15 protein-coding genes are annotated in these 16,977 nt (G+C 45.1%); 9 read left to right on the top strand and 6 right to left on the bottom strand.

Annotated features, from left to right (window positions below; genetic code table 11):
• Positions 1-20: 20 nt before the first annotated feature.
• The 4 genes from V7R42_RS09520 to V7R42_RS09505 all read right to left on the bottom strand — a co-directional run bounded on the left by V7R42_RS09520 (position 21) and on the right by V7R42_RS09505 (position 2,745).
• A complete protein-coding gene (locus V7R42_RS09520) occupies positions 21-488 on the bottom strand; it encodes an arsenate reductase ArsC (RefSeq protein WP_334019950.1) in 468 nt (155 codons plus the stop codon).
• Between the two features lie 135 nt (positions 489-623).
• On the bottom strand, positions 624-968 hold the full coding sequence (locus V7R42_RS09515) for a metalloregulator ArsR/SmtB family transcription factor (protein WP_334019949.1): 345 nt from the start codon (positions 966-968) through the stop codon (positions 624-626).
• A 143-nt stretch (positions 969-1,111) separates the two neighbouring features.
• Entirely contained in the window at positions 1,112-1,768 is a 657-nt protein-coding gene (locus V7R42_RS09510) for a hypothetical protein (RefSeq protein WP_334019948.1), read from the bottom strand.
• Positions 1,769-1,965: 197 nt separating this feature from the next.
• Entirely contained in the window at positions 1,966-2,745 is a 780-nt protein-coding gene (locus V7R42_RS09505) for a hypothetical protein (RefSeq protein ID WP_334019947.1), read from the bottom strand.
• Positions 2,746-2,918: 173 nt separating this feature from the next.
• Here V7R42_RS09505 and V7R42_RS09500 point away from each other — a divergent pair, with 173 nt between their 5' ends.
• The 3 genes from V7R42_RS09500 to V7R42_RS09490 all read left to right on the top strand — a co-directional run bounded on the left by V7R42_RS09500 (position 2,919) and on the right by V7R42_RS09490 (position 5,553).
• Positions 2,919-4,172, top strand: a complete 1,254-nt coding sequence (locus tag V7R42_RS09500; RefSeq protein WP_334019946.1) for a sensor histidine kinase — start codon at positions 2,919-2,921, stop codon at positions 4,170-4,172.
• The gene (locus tag V7R42_RS09495; protein WP_334019945.1) at positions 4,169-4,813 is read left to right on the top strand and encodes a response regulator transcription factor; all 645 of its coding nucleotides are present in this window, start codon (positions 4,169-4,171) and stop codon (positions 4,811-4,813) included. The genes V7R42_RS09500 and V7R42_RS09495 overlap by 4 nt, the downstream gene beginning before the upstream one ends.
• Before the next feature lie 104 nt (positions 4,814-4,917).
• On the top strand, positions 4,918-5,553 hold the full coding sequence (locus tag V7R42_RS09490; RefSeq protein WP_334019944.1) for a DUF642 domain-containing protein: 636 nt from the start codon (positions 4,918-4,920) through the stop codon (positions 5,551-5,553).
• A 90-nt stretch (positions 5,554-5,643) separates the two neighbouring features.
• On the opposite strand, the gene V7R42_RS09485 is transcribed toward V7R42_RS09490, so the two are convergent.
• Positions 5,644-6,801 (bottom strand): S-(hydroxymethyl)glutathione dehydrogenase/class III alcohol dehydrogenase, encoded by a 1,158-nt coding sequence (locus V7R42_RS09485; RefSeq protein WP_334019943.1) that lies wholly within the window; start codon positions 6,799-6,801, stop codon positions 5,644-5,646.
• 189 nt (positions 6,802-6,990) lie between these two features.
• Between V7R42_RS09485 and V7R42_RS09480 the strand changes: the two genes are divergently transcribed.
• The 6 genes from V7R42_RS09480 (at position 6,991) to ung (ending at position 16,450) form a co-directional block, all read left to right on the top strand.
• Positions 6,991-7,869 (top strand): LysR substrate-binding domain-containing protein, encoded by an 879-nt coding sequence (locus tag V7R42_RS09480; protein ID WP_334019942.1) that lies wholly within the window; start codon positions 6,991-6,993, stop codon positions 7,867-7,869.
• Positions 7,870-7,948: 79 nt separating this feature from the next.
• Positions 7,949-10,492: an excinuclease ABC subunit UvrA gene (locus V7R42_RS09475; protein WP_334019941.1), complete on the top strand. Its 2,544-nt coding sequence runs from the start codon at positions 7,949-7,951 to the stop codon at positions 10,490-10,492.
• Positions 10,493-10,846: 354 nt separating this feature from the next.
• Positions 10,847-13,312, top strand: a complete 2,466-nt coding sequence (thrA, locus tag V7R42_RS09470; protein WP_334019940.1) for a bifunctional aspartate kinase/homoserine dehydrogenase I — start codon at positions 10,847-10,849, stop codon at positions 13,310-13,312.
• Between the two features lie 137 nt (positions 13,313-13,449).
• Positions 13,450-14,394 carry a homoserine kinase gene (gene thrB / locus V7R42_RS09465; RefSeq protein WP_334019939.1) on the top strand — a complete coding sequence of 315 codons (945 nt, stop codon included), beginning with the start codon at positions 13,450-13,452 and terminating at the stop codon, positions 14,392-14,394.
• Positions 14,395-14,495: 101 nt separating this feature from the next.
• The gene (gene thrC / locus V7R42_RS09460; RefSeq protein WP_334019938.1) at positions 14,496-15,779 is read left to right on the top strand and encodes a threonine synthase; all 1,284 of its coding nucleotides are present in this window, start codon (positions 14,496-14,498) and stop codon (positions 15,777-15,779) included.
• Complete coding sequence (gene ung / locus V7R42_RS09455) at positions 15,779-16,450, top strand: uracil-DNA glycosylase (protein WP_334019937.1); 672 nt, start codon at positions 15,779-15,781, stop codon at positions 16,448-16,450. The genes thrC and ung overlap by 1 nt, the downstream gene beginning before the upstream one ends.
• A gap of 242 nt (positions 16,451-16,692) precedes the next feature.
• On the opposite strand, the gene V7R42_RS09450 is transcribed toward ung, so the two are convergent.
• Positions 16,693-16,869, bottom strand: coding sequence for a DUF3545 family protein (locus V7R42_RS09450; protein WP_012519516.1), 177 nt, complete (start codon positions 16,867-16,869; stop codon positions 16,693-16,695).
• Positions 16,870-16,977 lie beyond the last annotated feature (108 nt).

Here is a 16,977-nt window from a genome sequence, read left to right as displayed (position 1 = left end):
TATTAAATCATCTTGGCGCATTACTGGGCTCCTAACTTTGATAGCGCCTCTTTAAGCGCTGCTTTATCCAAGTTTTTTTCGGCAAGCTCTGCTAGTGCCGTTACACGCTTTTCAATAATATCAATGGTGTTGTTGAATGCATCGGCCTTCTCTTGTTCGCTACCTTCCAACTTAGACGGGTCTTCTAAGCCCCAGTGCACCTTAAGAGATTTACCGAAGTAAACCGGGCATGACTCCCCGGCAGCTGAATCACAAACCGTGACAACAAGATCTGCATCGTAATCTTCAAATTCGTCCCAAGACTGGCTTTGAAGGTCGTTTGTGTTAATCCCCCGCTCTGCAAGGTACTTAAGAGAAAGAGGGTGTACTTTACCTACAGGCTGGCTGCCCGCACTGCGCGCTTCTACATTGCCTTTAGAGGCGTTAGTAATGGCCTCGCAAAGTATGCTGCGGCAACGGTTGTGCGTACAAATATATAAAATCTTCATATAAAACCTTGTTTAAAAGCTTGGTGCTACTTTAAGTAGCTTTAAAAATGGAAATCAGATTGTTGAAAAAACAGATATTCGGCGATGTATCATGCTGCAATTAGCACTGTTGGTGTCGCTTAGTTAGTTCGAGCTTTAGCAATTCTCGCAGGACAAATTCGCTAACGCCTCGCTAATATATTCTTCGTTATGGGTAGCGGTATTTTCAATGACATCACGTGCCCAAACTGGTAGGTCAGGGTGAAGCTGGTAATACACCCATTTGCCCTTACGGGTATCAAGCACTAAACCGCACTTTCGTAAATCAGCAAGATGCCGCGAAATTTTGGGCTGGCTTAGTTGAAGCGCATCGGTAAGGTCGCACACGCACAGCTCACCTTTTACACTAAGCATTAGTAGCGTCTTTAAGCGGGTGTCGTCCGCCAAGCATTTGAAAAAAGCTAAGGGCAAAAGCTGCGCAGGTTCAGAACACGTCGACATAAAAATATCACATATGAAAATTCGTATGTGATATATCGTATATGAAATTTCGTATGTGTCAAGGGTGTATCCGAAATTTCATATGTGTTAGCCATAAATGAATTAGGCTTGTAAGCGGAATAGTTTTATTGACTTATTAAAGCTTAATCACTTTCTGGCAGGGCAGCCTCGAACGACATCGCTACTTCTTTACCGTTTACCTCATTGTAGTGGGTAATTACCTCGTTCATGAAGGCGAACCATGTTGGATTCGGATGCCAAATAGCCATGAGGTCTTTTTGGGCGGCTTGTTCATTTTCACCAAGTACGTTAATTCTGTATAGATACGTAAAAGCAGCGCCTCGCCAATTCAGTTTACAGTGCGTGAGTACCTTGTCTTTTTTGATATCGACGGTTTGCATAAATGCAGCGTAATTTAAAAAGTTGGCTAATGTGGGGCCTTCCCAATCCACGGGCACATTAAAGTAGTCGAGTCCTAATTCTGAGGTAGCTAAGATTTCACTGGTTCTATCCCCTGGGATCAAATCTACAACGTGTGTCACCCCTTTTTCTTTCAGTAAAGAAAGGTGAGAGGCATCGGGTAAGCCCGAAGAGAACATATATGGCGCGTTTTCTTGGTAGTTGGTGAGCGTTGTAAGTGTCGGTTTGGTATTCATTTGCGCTTGGTCACTGGTTTGCGGTGTTGAATTGTCTTCATGATATGCGTTCGCATGTGCACTTAAACCTAGCCCTAAACCAATACAGGCCGCACTAGCAGCAAGACTAAGTTGAGCCTTTTGAAATAATGGTGACTTTTTCATTCTAGTACGTGTTTGTGATTGGGGCTTTTTCATGATGTAGCGCTCTATGTTGAAACTGATATTGTTGACACAGACATTCTTATAAATGCTTACGTTACACAATAGCTTCCTATCGTCCAAGTGACAAAAGCCGCTGTGTAGTTTTTAACAGCAGCTTTTTTTTGCAAACCAAGCTCTGCCTTATGCTCGTTTCTGAATTAGTCTAGGCGAAGAGTTTGGCCTTTGGCTGACTTTGAGGATGACGCCCTGTAGGCAGATGGCTTCGGTTTATATTTGCAGTTAAGCCATATGGAAAAAGGAACACCAATAAGTGCAGGTAGGACCCAACTGACAATTTGAAGTGATGGTGAGCCTTCAAACAATGCGCGCCCGCCAAAAGCAAAAAATGCGGTATATGCACCAATCCCTGAGCCGATGATATGCCCAATGTGCTCAGTCACCCACAAACCTGCAACAACGTCTTTTTGAAAAACATAACGCACAATACCAATGGCATTTAACAGCGCAATAGGGGCAAAGATACAAGTTAGGGTGATGCCGTAAGTAATGCCTTGATATAAAGAAATGGAAGCTACAACAAAAAGCAGTACGGGCAGCCATAGGTATTCGATAGTGCGCAGTTGTTTGAGATTACGTTTCACTCTAAGCACCGCCACCGAATGCCGAACGTTGTTCCACACTAACAGGCTTAGCATCAACAAAAAGAGATATTGACCTCTTAGGTATGCGGTGAAATAAGCAACAGATTCAAAGTGCTCGGGCATCGTGGGGAAAATGACTAATGGAATAAACAACACCAGTGTGGAGCTAACAACCCCACTGATAGATGTAAATAGCATTGCTTTTATGTAGTAACCCCCATATTGCTTGTGGGCTTTTCCGCCTTTCCTGGTAAAACTAGGTACCCAGAACAGTAAAAGTGACAGTGCGCCTGTTAAAATGTGAAGCGCTACTATAAAGCCATGAATTGTTTGCATCTTGCTTTCCTTTGGCAATGAACAAAATTGTGGGTTTATAGTGATAACTTCTCGAGATTGACTAAAGTGCCATAAGTCACGAAATAAAAAGTGACTTATGGCCTATGCATTAGACCGCATTTTTTGTCAAAGTGGTGCTATAAGAACAACAAACTATAGGTAGTCAGTAACGAATGAAAATCTCAATCCCTGCTCATTGGCAGGTGAACATGGATATTGAGCGTGCATCTGCATGCATTACATGGATGTTTGTGAGCGGCTCAGCGCTTTACTTTTTGTTTCATCAATACGCATTAATGCATTGGCGCACGCTTTCTGGAATTGCTATTTTTTGCATGCTTGCTGTGAGCTTTGTCATTGTCAGCCGGCACGACCACACTATGTCTTCGCTAAGACTGCCTATACTATGGACGATGTTCTTATTAGCAGTGCTGTGCCAGCTCTTACTTCCCTATGCCTACCTTGCCATCTTCATCGTCATTTGGTCTGCCATTCTCCCTTATTATATCGATTGGAAAAAGTGCGTAGCGCTCTCAATACCATTGGCCCTGCCGACAGTTCTCATTCAAGGGTGGGTTTGGGAAGAGCAGCAAGCAGTGCTAACAGGCGCGCTTTTTTGGACGTTCAATTTGTTTGCCATGATAATGTCAAACACAGCCATCAAAGAATCCAAAGCGCGAGAGGAAGCTGATGCGCTTAACAGGCAATTATTAAGTACCCAGCAATTAATGAAGCAGGCGCTTACACAAGATGAACGCCTGCGTATAGCACGAAATATTCACGATGTGTTAGGGCATCATTTAACGGCGCTTACCATCAATCTACAAGTTGCATCGAGAAAGGCTGAGCGATTAAACAGCGTTGAATCACAAACCATAAAACAACACGTCGAACAGTCTCACAGTATCGCAAAGCTGCTGCTTTCTGATGTCAGGGAGGCTATTTCAGACATTCGAGATAATGCGGCTATTGATTTTTCTTTAGCGGTAAATGCACTGTTCAAAGACTTACCCAGGCCGTTGGTGAAATTATACATTGACGAAAATTTAGTGTTAACCAACGTTCGCGTTGCCGATTGCCTTTTGCGAAGTATGCAAGAGGCGCTAACCAATGTTATTCGCCATACGCAGGCCCATTTTTTCTCTATAACACTGGCGCACAGCAAAGGGAGTTATTACCTGCTCATGCAAGATAGTATGGTGCCACTTACTATGTGCGAAAAGCCGATGAACGAAACGCTATGCACCCATACAGAAATCGCTGTAAACCAAGCGGTAAGAAATGAAGCCGATAGTTCTAGTCAGGTGGTTGCCGGTAATGGCTTAAAAGGCATGAAAGAACGAGTGCACGAGCTTAATGGAAAAATAAGTTGGCAGCAAACCGAACAAGGTTTTTGTATTGCCATTCACATACCGGAGGGCGAATGAAAACACGCCTCATTTTAGTTGAAGATCAAATGTTAGTAAGAGAGGGCATTAAATCGCTTTTAGGGCTTGATGATAGTGTAGAGGTTGTTGGCGAATTCGAAAATGGTCAGCAGCTAATTGACAGTGGAAACGGGTCAAATTGTGATGTGATATTGATGGATATACGTATGCCCAAACTTTCGGGTATCGACACTTTACTTGCGCTTAGTGAAAAGGGGGTTACTACGCCCGTACTAATGCTGACTACGTTTGATGACCATGAGTTAGTAAACGGCGCCATGCGGGCCGGAGCAAAAGGGTATCTGCTTAAAGATGTGTCGCTAGAAACCTTAGTTGACACTATTGCACAAATTAAAAATGGCAAAACGCTAATTCAACCTTCGGTAACGGAAAAGGTATTGCAAGGCTTGAAAGGGCTAAGCGTAAAGTTTGAGTCGTTCGAAAATCCAGAGCCCCTTACTGAAAAAGAAGTTGAAATTCTTCGCTTGATTGCTGCAGGTTATAGCAATAAGGAAATAGCTGAAGCGATGTTTAAATCACCAGGCACTATTAAAAACCAAGTTTCATCAGTCATGGCTAAGCTTGGTGTAAGAGACAGAACGAGGGCTGTAATTAAAGCATTAGAGCAAGGAGTTATTTAAGGTCTTAGTTATACTTTTATACAACATGCTAAAGAATAAGATACACAGGTTAGACCACCTGATAAAGTATAATGATAATGTCGATCGTTTTTTTGGAGAAGCGCATGAGCAAGTGGTTAGCTGCTTTATCTTTGATTGTAGGTGTGAGCACGCCAGCTCACGCTAACTTGATTTTAAACGGCAGTTTTGAAAACAACGATATTAAGAGCAATAGCTGGAAGGCTTTCACTGCTGGAACCGTAGACGGTTGGAGCGGCACAAATATGGAGTTATGGGACAACTTTCAACGACTAAATGCGTTTGATGGTAGCCAATACGCTGAGCTTAATGCTAACGGTAATGGCGGACGCTATTCCATTTTTCAGCGTTTTTCTACCGAGATAGGTGCCACTTACGATGTATCATTTGCTTATGCCGCAAGACGCAGCGGAGAGAGTTTCCAGCTAGACATACTCAGTGATACAGATAGCGTTTTATACAGCCAAGTGTTTGACGATCATTCCATCAAAATTTGGTCCGAGTTCAATGGTGATTTTGTTGCACAAACTGCGCTGACAACCATTCGTTTCTCTACTATCAATAGGGGAACTTATGGCAATTTCATTGACGATATTGCGGTAACCGCAGTACCAGATTTTGTTGCAAGTGCCTCCAGTATGTCTGTTTCTGAACCAGTGGGCTTGGCAATTTTGTTACCTTTATCGGCTTTTGCACTGATGCGACGCAAAAGAACGAAATGAGCTGAAATATACTCGTTAGTGAAAAGGCCCGTATTTCTGCGGGCCTTTGTTTTTCATGCGAAAGAAATAATTTCTCTGTGGTTTTGAAGTTTATTTATCCATATGCACAACAGAACGAATGCTTTCGCCTTTATGCATTAAATCAAACGCTTCGTTTATTTCATTAAGACCCATGGTGTGAGTGATAAACTCTTGAAGGCCAAAGTCACCATTTAGGTATTGTTCAACAATTCCTGGTAGCTCCGAGCGACCTTTAACACCACCAAATGCAGAACCGCGCCATACGCGACCTGTCACTAACTGGAAGGGGCGTGTTGAAATCTCTTGTCCTGCGCCCGCTACGCCGATTATCACCGATTCACCCCAGCCTTTATGGCAACACTCAAGCGCAGAACGCATCACGTTTACGTTACCGATACACTCAAACGAGTAGTCAACGCCGCCGTCAGTCATTTCAACAATCACTTCCTGAATAGGCTTGTCAAAATTCTTAGGATTAACGACATCAGTTGCACCAAGCTGTTTCGCCAGGCCAAACTTGCTTTCGTTAATATCAATACCAATAATGCGACCAGCACCCGCCATGCGTGCACCAATAATGGCCGATAGTCCAATGCCGCCTAAACCAAAGATAGCCACCGTGTCGCCTTCCTGTACTTTTGCGGTTTTAAGTACGGCGCCCATACCCGTAGTCACGCCACAACCAAGCAGGCAGACCTCGTCTAGTGGAGCATTTTTGTTAACCTTCGCCAGCGATATTTCAGGCAGAACCGTGTACTCAGAAAAGGTTGAACAGCCCATATAGTGATAAATTGGTTCGCCATCTTTCGAGAAGCGGCTTGTGCCGTCTGGCATTAGGCCTTTACCTTGCGTTTCGCGCACGGCTTGGCAAAGGTTAGTTTTACCTGATTTACAGAACTTACACTCGCCACACTCTGCTGTATAAAGAGGGATTACGTGATCGCCAACGTCTACACTGGTCACGCCTTCACCAACCATCTCAACAATACCACCACCTTCGTGACCTAGAATTGAAGGGAAAACGCCTTCTGGATCATCACCTGATAATGTAAATGCGTCAGTGTGGCACACACCGGTTGCAACAATGCGTACTAAGACTTCACCTTTCTTAGGAAGCTCTACGTCCACTTCTTCCATTTTTAATTGTTCACCCGGGCCCCAGGCCACCGCAGCTTTCGACTTAATGTGCGTTTGACCTTCCTGCAATGAATCTTTGAATGACGCCATGTAATAACTCCTCAATCGTAAATATTCGATGTTGTTTTATAGACCAAAGTATAGGAGACGGTTTACTAATGATAAATACGGTTTTAGTAAATCACTTTTTCATATTTGTAATAATTAATTTGGCCAAATAGAATGCACTTAAAGAAAAGAGCACAACGTTGAACGACGCTAAACTAACGAGTGGAGCTAATGAAATATCTAGAGGGTATAGCAGAGTTTTGTGCTGTGGCTGGCGTTGGCAACTTTACCGGGGCTGCCAATAAGCTCGATACGTCAGTAGCGCAGATAAGCCGTAAAGTCGCATCGCTAGAAAAGCAGCTTGGCGTTAAATTATTGCAGCGCACTACGCGAAGTGTTTCTCTTACTGAAGCAGGTACACAGTATTTTCAGCAAGTTTTACCCGCGTTAAAGGCGCTTGAAGATGCCCAGCTATCCGTAAGTGCGTTACAAGCATCGCCGCAAGGATTGATCAAGCTCACCGCTCCTGTAGCTTTTGGCGAAGCCTTCATCGCGCCTCTGCTCAACACATTCATGCAAAAGTATTCCGGCATTAGTGTGCAGTGCACGTTCTCAAACGAAAAGCTCGATATTGTCGAGCAAGGCCTCGACCTGGCCATCCGCATTGGCAAATTAGAAGACTCGACGCTGGTTGCCAAAAAGCTGGCTACCCGACATTTATTTATATGTGGAAGTAAGGATTATTTCAAAGAGCAAGGACAGCCTAAAGATATCGACGAACTAAAAACTCACTCGCTCTTGGTGGGATCACAACCCTATTGGCGTTTGCTTATCGACAATAAAATTCAATCAATTCCTGTGCAGGGGAGAGTACGGTATAACAGCGGGAATGCTCTATGCAGCGCCGCGGTTGCTGGCTTTGGTATTGCACAACTGCCTGGATTTTACGTGCGTAAAGCGTTAGCGTCAGGTCAGTTAATAGAGCTATTCCCCGAGTATAAAGATAAGCAAGAGGCTATTTGGGCAGTGTTCCCTTCAAACCGGAATGTTGCTCCCAAAATTAGGTTGCTGGTAGATTTTTTAGCTCAACATCTCGTGTCTGATAGCTGAAGTGAATTTTTAAAATAATGATCGAAATGAAGTGCCTTTATCTAACTATCTTTGGTTAAAGTGATATGCAGGTGATGAAGTGCACAATGATGAGGGAAAAATTCAGGTACGCGGCGCCCGTGTACACAACTTAAAAAATATCAGTATCGATATACCGCGAAACGAAGTAGTGGTGTTTACTGGTGTATCCGGTTCAGGAAAGTCTTCTTTGGCGTTCGGTACGCTTTATGCCGAAGCTCAGCACCGCTATTTAGATTCAATATCACCTTATGCCAGGCGCTTAATTGAGCAGGTAGAAAAACCTGACGTAGACGCGATTGAAGGCTTACCGCCTGCTGTGGGCCTACACCAGCGCCGTGGCGCACCTTCAGTTCGCTCTTCCGTTGGCAGTATCACCACGCTTTCTAATAGTCTGCGAATGCTGTATTCCCGGGCCGGTGATTATCCCAAAGGACAAGATATAGTCTACGCAGACGGGTTTTCTCCTAATACGCCAGAAGGTGCATGTGAACACTGTGACGGTATTGGTAAAGTTTTCGACACAAATGCTCATCGCCTTGTACCCGACGACAGCCTCACCATACGTGAGGGCGCTGTGGCAGCTTGGCCTGGTGCGTGGCAGGGCAAAAACCTAGTAAGGGTACTGTTATCGCTAGATATCGATGTTGATATTCCATGGCGTGAACTGCCTCAAAAAACGCGTGACTGGATCTTATACACCGACGAAATGCCTCAGTTACCCGTATACCGAAACTATAACCTAGCGCAAACCCGAAAAGCGCAGCAAGAGGGCGAACCTGCCAGCTACAATGGCAAGTTTATCAGCGCGCGACGTCATGTGCTCGATACCTTTAAAACGTCTCAAAAAGAGAAAATGAAGCAGCGAATTGCTCCCTTTATATCTGTTGAAGCATGTCCGGTTTGCCGTGGAAAAAAGCTTAAGCAAAGTGCGCTTGCAGTGAAAGTTGATGGCTTAGATATTATTGAATTTTCAAGGCTGCCACTACAGCAAGTTCACGAAAAGCTTCAGGCGTTAAGAAAGTCAGTCAACGGCGATACTTCAGAGCGTGGTCAGGTGATATGCAATATTACGGGCGACATTGTCGAAAGAGTGAAGCCCATAATAGCGCTTGGGCTTCATTACCTTTCGTTAGATAGAAGTACAACAAGTATCTCAGTAGGTGAACTACAGCGATTGCGTCTGGCGACTCAGCTTAAATCAAACTTATTTGGCGTTGTCTTTATGATGGATGAACCCTCATCCGGTCTTCACCCTCGCGATGTAGAAGGGCTTATTCACGCGCTTCACAATATTACCGATACGGGCAATTCACTGCTCGTTGTCGAGCACAATCCTTACGTCATCAAAGGGGCTAACTGGGTCGTAGACGTAGGGCCGAGGGCTGGAGTGAATGGCGGTGAGCTTGTTTATAGTGGGCCGGTTAACAAACTAGCAAGCATAAAAAACTCCCCAACGGCAGACTATGTTTTTAACAATAAAGCCCTAAGCCAGCGTATAAAACGTAAATCATCAGGGGTATTGCGTTTAAAAGACGTGTCCAGAAATAATGTCAGCAATGTTGATATTGATATTCCACTTGGTGTAATGACCTGTGTCACTGGCGTTTCCGGCTCTGGAAAGTCGAGTTTAATTAGCCAAGCATTAGTTGAGTTAGTCAAAGGTGGTTTAAGCTCGGCCGAGAAAGAAGGGAAGCGAGCGCAAGAAACAAGAGAAACGAAAGAACTGCTTACTGACGCCAATTCACTTCTCGCTCAAGACGCTTTTTCGCATGAAAGTGAGCCGCAGCAAGGCCGCATTGAAAGCGGGCTTGAAGAGTTGAGCCGTATAGTAGTGGTAGATCAGTCTCCCATCGGCAGGACACCCCGTTCAACATTGGCAACCTATACTGGTATATTTGACCAAATCAGAAGTTTATTTGCTTCAACCGAAGAAGCAAAAGCCCGAGGCTACGATGCAGGCCACTTTTCGTTTAACGTGGCAAAAGGGCGTTGCCCACACTGCGAAGGGGTGGGGGTGGTATCGGTAGAACTACTGTTTATGCCGAGTGTTTATTCCCCCTGTACAGTTTGTAACGGACAGCGTTTTAACGATAACGTACTAGAAGTTGGTTACAACGACCATTCTATCGCTGACGTATTATCGCTTACGGTTGAAGAAGCGCTTACTGTATTTAGTAGTAATCAAGTCATTACGCGGGGGCTTCAAACGCTAATGAACGTTGGGCTTGGCTATCTAACACTTGGGCAAAGTGCCACCGAATTATCAGGCGGCGAGGCGCAGCGCATTAAATTAGCATCAGAACTTAAACGCGCTCAAAACGCTAATACCCTTTACGTGCTCGATGAACCTACAACAGGTTTACACCTTTCAGACACTTCGCTACTTATGCAGCATTTAACCACGTTAGTCGAAGCGGGGAATACGGTGGTGATGGTTGAGCACAATATGCAGGTGGCTGGGGTTTGCGACCACGTTATTGATATGGGGCCAGGCGCGGGTGATGAGGGAGGAAAAATCGTTGCTGAAGGCAGCCCAAAGGAAGTGGCTACAGTTAAAACCAGCGTAACCGCGCCATTTCTAAAGGCGAGCTTAGGCGCTTAGTCTCTAAGAATATTGAGCATTTACATAAAACGCTAGAGGCCTAAACATTTCCAAATGCAACATTTGGTAGCAGAAATTACCATTTGTACCTTAAAGAGAAATATTAATCTGAGAGTGTTTCACTTTTTGCAATACAGTATGGTGAAAACTGCGGTTGACTTATAGACGTCTATACGGCAAATTGTTTGTATGAAAAAGATTCTAGTTACTCGCACCACCATCATGCTGATTACCACCTCAAATAGGGCGGTCGCTGGCTAGTGCAAGTAAGCAAAAGACAACGAAAGCCCGCCTAACACAGAGCGGGCTTTTTTTTACACACGTTTTAGCATGCGTAACCTTAAGGAGCAGCATATGAAAGTCTTAAAGTTTGGGGGTTCTTCTCTTGCCGATGCATCGCGATACATGCGCGTAATGGAAATTAGCACGGCAACCCACCAAACCGAAGGTGCTGCGGTTGTATTATCAGCCCCAAAAGGGGTGACTAACGCGCTTTCACTATTGTGTGAACAAGCAGCCGCGGGTGAAGATTTCCAGCCGTTATTCAATAAGTTAAACGACACGGTTACCGGCATCGCCAATAAGCTAAACGAAGAACTCGACGGATTTGCACATGCAAACGTGGTAGAGTTCATTAATGGTCACCTATCAGTATTAAAACAGCATCTTGAAGGTATAAAGCTGCTTGGTGTTGCGCCTGATAATATTGCTGCCGGTATTCTTAGCATTGGTGAGTACATCTCAGTGACACTCTTTAGCGCTATGCTATCGGCTAAAGGCATAAATAATCGCATTATTGACCCAGTTAAATATGTGCTTGCCGAGGGTGACTACCTAGATAGCATTGCCGACGTATCGCTAAGTAAAGCCCGTTTTTCAGACGTGCCTACCGATGGTAGTGAGTTTTTGGTTATGCCTGGATTCGTTGCCGTTAACGAAGCTGGCGAAAAAGTCACGCTTGGGCGCAACGGCTCAGACTATTCAGCGGCCATTTTAGCGGCGTGTATCGACGCAAGCTGTTGTGAAATTTGGACAGACGTAGACGGCGTCTACAACGCTGATCCTAACCAAGTGGAAGGCGCAGTACTGCTTGATAAGCTTACCTATCAAGAAGCGATGGAGCTGTCATATTTCGGTGCGAAGGTGCTTCACCCGAAAACGATCGGTCCAATTGCACAGCACCACATTCCGTGTTTGATCAGAAATACGTTAAATCCGGCCGCGCCTGGTACGCTAATTAGCAATGAAAAAAGCGAAGTGTGGACGTCGGTTAAAGGTATTTCACAGCTTGATAACGTTACCATGTTTAACGTCGCAGGCCCTGGCCTTAAAGGTATGGTTGGCATGGCAAGCCGTGTGTTCGAAGTCATGTCAAACGCGAATATTTCAATAAGCCTTATTACCCAATCTTCTTCAGAATACTCAATCAGTTTCTGTATTCAAAGCAAAGACGCCAGCCGAGCGTTAACGCTCCTTGAAGATGCGTTTGCACTAGAGCTTCAAAACCAATTGCTTGATCCTATCGAAGTGCGTCATGACCTCGCCATTGTTACGTTGGTAGGTGACGGTATGCGTCAAACCAAAGGGTTGGCAGCGCGTTTCTTTAACTCACTGGCCCAAGCGCGAGTAAACAATGTAGCGATTGCTCAGGGCTCTTCAGAGCGCTCCATTTCAACAGTAATTGAAAGTAAGCGTGCTAAGAAAGCGGTTAAGGTTATTCACCAGAATTTTTTCTCTGACCGCCATACCATCGACGTATTCCTAGTAGGGTGTGGCAATGTGGGAACCGAACTGCTAGGTCAAATTGAAAAACAACAGCCAGCACTTTTAAAACGCAATATTCAGCTGCGCGTTTACGGTATTGCAAATAGCCGTAAATTGCTGTTAAACAGCCAAGGTATTGATTTAAGCGGGGATTGGAAAGCGGCCCTGGACTCTGCAAGTGAAGGCTTAAGTGTGGAGCGCCTGCATCAGTTCGCAAACGATACCAGCTTGGTAAATCCGGTTATTGTTGACTGTACAAGCCATGAAGCGATTGCACAGCAATACGTAGATATGATGGAAAGCGGCTTCCACGTAGTAACGCCTAATAAAAAGGCGAATACCAGCGCTATGTCTTATTACCGCAAGTTGCGTAAGACTGCACTTACTACGAACCGCCAATATCTATATGAGACAACAGTAGGCGCGGGCCTCCCTGTTATCGACAACCTACAAAAACTATTCAGCGCAGGTGATGTGCTTCATCGTTTCGAAGGTATTCTTTCAGGCAGCTTGTCTTACGTATTCGGTAAGCTTGAAGAGGGCATGAGTTTGTCACAAGCGACACAAACGGCCAAAGACAATGGTTTTACAGAGCCAGACCCTCGCGACGATCTAAGCGGTATGGACGTAGCCCGTAAGTTGCTTATTATGGCCCGTGAAGCTGATTTAGCGTTGGAGCTATCTGACATTGAAATTGAGTCTGTACTGCCGAAAGACTTTGCTGAAGACTGTTCAATAGATGAATTTATGCGCCAGCTTCCAGAGCTAGATGCTGCTATGAATGAAAAAGTTGAGGCAGCTAAAGCGGAAGGTAAAGTACTTCGTTATATCGGTAGTATTGAAGATGGAAAATGCAAAGTAAGCATTCAGGCTGTACCGGCTAGCAACCCGCTTTCCCAAGTGAAAGACGGCGAGAACGCGCTGGCTATCAATAGTGACTACTACAGCCCTATCCCTTATGTAATTAGAGGATATGGTGCAGGTGGTACGGTTACTGCCGCTGGGGTATTTGCTGACATTTTACGAACTATGCCTTGGAAACAAATGGCGCATTAACCGCTAGTGAACGTTTAGCGTGCATAATAAGATATTGAAGTAAAAACGCGAAAGTGCGACCTAGGTCAGTGATCTGATGGCGCTCATTTATGGAGCTAATGTATTAGCTGTGTCGCTATCGAAGTAAGAGAAATAATATGAAAGCATTCAAGGCCTTTGCGCCGGCATCAATTGGAAACGTAAGCTTAGGCTTTGACGTACTGGGCGCAGCGCTTGCGCCCGTTGACGGCACTAAGCTAGGTGATGAAGTTGAAATAAAGGCGGCTGAGTCATTTTCATTAGAAACGGTGGGGCGCTTTGCTCACAAACTCCCGGGCGATGCAGACAGCAATATTGTCACCAAGTGCTATCACTATTTCTGTGAGCAAATGGAAAAGGCTGGAAAGCCAACCTCTCCTGTTGCGCTTAAGCTGCATAAAAACCTTCCAATAGGCAGCGGCTTGGGTTCAAGCGCAAGTTCTATTGTGGCAGCGTTTGCGGCACTCAATGCTTACTTCGATACCCCATTCGATGAAGATACGCTACTTATTATGATGGGCGAATTAGAAGGCCAAATAAGCGGTAGTATTCACTATGATAATGTTGCTCCCTGTTATTTAGGTGGTATGACGTTAATGACAGGTAGCGATGCGCCGGTCACACTGTCGTTGCCTTTAAATGACGATTGGTACTATGCAGTGTGCTATTCGGGCATTAGCGTATCGACGGCGGCAGCGCGTGACATCTTGCCTAAACAAGTGGATATGGCGACAGCACTAACCTTTGGCCGACAACTTGGCGTGTTTGTACACGCACTGCATGCGGGTAACTTTGACTTGGCGGCGTCGGTAATGAAAGATGTTATAGCTGAGCCTTACAGAAAATCGTTACTGCCAGGTTTTGATGAAGCTCGCGCGTTTAGCGAGCAAGCCGGAGCACTAGCTTTTGGTATTTCGGGCTCGGGGCCTACGGTGTTTGCTGTATGTCCGAGCAAGGCGCAAGCGGAAGAGGTCGCCGCCTATTTAACCGCGAACTACATTCAAAATGAAGATGGCTTTAGTCATGTGTGCCAAATACCAAGCCAGGGCACGGTAATTTCTTAAAGGTATGATGTTAATAAAGGCAACGTGATTTTTTAAAGCACAGTAATTTCTAAAAAGATTTAAAGGGCAGCATATCTGCCCAACTAAAAAGGTAACAGCAAGTGGAATTGGTAAATTTAAAAGATTCATCGGACACAGCAAATTTTGCTGAAGCCGTTAAGCGCGGCTTAGGTAAAAACCAAGGGCTTTATTTTCCAGAGCATATTCCTACTCTAGATAACATTGACGAATTGTTGGAAAAGCCATTTGTAGAGCGCAGTATTGAAGTGCTTCGCGCGCTTATCGGCGATGAGCTGAATAATGGCGAGCTAGAAGAAATTGTTCAGACTGCATTTGCTTTTGGTGCGCCAGTTCAGCAAGTGAATGATAACGTGTACTGCTTAGAGCTTTTCCACGGCCCAACGCTGGCGTTTAAGGATTTTGGCGGCCGTTTTATGGCGCAAACCTTGTCGCGCATCAGCGAGGGCAAGCCAGTAACTATTTTAACCGCAACGTCAGGTGATACTGGTGCTGCGGTTGCTCACGCGTTCCACGGCATTGAAAACATCAACGTGGTTATCTTGTTCCCTAAAGGCAAGATCAGCGCGCTACAAGAAAAGCTATTTACCACGCTTGGCGGTAACATTCATACTGTTGCGGTAGAGTCTGACTTTGACGCATGCCAATCGTTAGTAAAAACCGCGTTTGACGACCCTGACGTACGTGAAGGCCTTCACCTGAACTCAGCAAACTCAATCAACATCAGCCGTTTACTAGCGCAGGTTTGCTATTACTTTGAAGCAGTAAGTCAGTTGCCAAAAGAGAAACGAGACCAACTCGTTATTTCAGTACCTAGCGGTAACTTTGGTAACCTTACGGCTGGCATGATTGCTAAATCGTTAGGTTTACCTATTAAACGCTTTATCGCAGCAACTAACTTAAACGACACGGTGCCTCGCTACCTAAAAACTGGCGAGTGGGACCCTAAAGCGACGGTTGCGACCATGTCTAATGCCATGGATGTGAGTCAGCCAAATAACTGGCCGCGTATTGAGGCGCTTATCGAACGTGGTTACATCGACAAAGCGTGTCTTAAAGGTGAGATGGTTGACGAAGAATACACGCAGCTCGCTATGCGTCAATTAGCGCAACAAGGCTATACCAGCGAGCCGCATGCCGCTATTGCCTATCGCGCAGTAAGTCACGACTTAGAAGACGGTGAAATTGGTTTGTTCTTAGGAACAGCGCACCCGGCTAAGTTCAGAGAAACCGTTGAAAACGTGTTAGGTAATCCAATCAGTTTACCGAAAGCGTTGGCCGATGTAGCAGGCGAAGACAGCTTAGCGGTAGACTTGCCAGCGTCTTACGATGCACTTAAGCAGCATATGATGGATTTGCTTAAGTAATGACATTCTCGGCTACAACATGGCAAAGCGCGCTTAGTGATGAAAAGCAAAAAGACTATTTTGTTACGTTGCTTGAGCGCGTGAAGCACGCTCGTGAAGCGGGAAGCGTTATTTACCCGCCTCAGCCTGACGTATTTAATGCACTTAAATACACACCGTTAGATAAGGTTAAAGTCGTGATCTTAGGTCAAGATCCGTACCACGGTCCTAATCAAGCCCATGGACTTTGTTTTTCAGTAAAAGCTGGTATTAAAACACCGCCATCGCTTAAAAACATGTACAAGGAGCTGTTGTCTGACATCGATGGTTTTACCGAGCCTAACCACGGCACGCTGACGTCATGGGCGGAGCAAGGCGTATTACTACTTAATACCGTATTAACGGTTGAACAGGGCAAAGCGCATAGCCACGCGAAATGGGGATGGGAAACCTTCACCGATAAGGTTATCGATGTGGTCAATGAGCACTGCCAAAACGTTGTGTTTCTTCTGTGGGGAAGCCATGCGCAAAAGAAAGGCAAGCACATAGACCGTGAAAAACACCTAGTCTTACATGCACCTCATCCATCGCCACTCTCAGCCCACAGAGGCTTTTTAGGTTGTAAACACTTCAGCCAAACTAACCAATATCTAATTGAAAAGGGCAAAGACCCCATCAATTGGCAAGTATAGTCACTGGCGAGCAAGGCAACTAGCCACGCAATAAGCGGGGTTGTCTTATGCTGCTTCTTCTCTCATTAGCTAGATAGCTGTGAGAATACCTCGTGCGGCCTAGCCACATTTAGGCATCAAGCTTACACCTTAGCTATTACGCTATAGCATGGAGCCTGCGTAGAGACACCATGCTTGCACGTGAAGCATTTACAGCACGCTAGAAAGTAAAAAGGCCGCCTGTGTAACAGGCGGCCTTCGTTTTATCTTTCCAGTGTTTCTAGCTCGTACTCGAAACCACAGTCGAGTTCGGCCAGTTCTTTTTCTAATTTGTAGCGATCTTGTAGCGCTTCGATTTCTCTCCACTTACGTTTTTTACTTTTGGTTTTTGCTGGGCTTGCTTCGATGTCTAACATGGCAAATAGATCTGATTTATCCACTGGGATCTCCTTTTTATACCACTACAACTAATACAGAGTTTTTGTTTTTAATTCCCTCTGTACAATTTTGTATCACAGCCGCCACTAAAATAAAATAGTTTAATTTAC

It is taken from the genome of Alteromonas sp. S015, assembly GCF_036864485.1.
In the GTDB taxonomy this organism is placed as follows: domain Bacteria; phylum Pseudomonadota; class Gammaproteobacteria; order Enterobacterales; family Alteromonadaceae; genus Alteromonas.
Note: the sequence above shows the minus strand (reverse complement) of the source record. Positions and strands in the feature narration are given on the sequence as shown.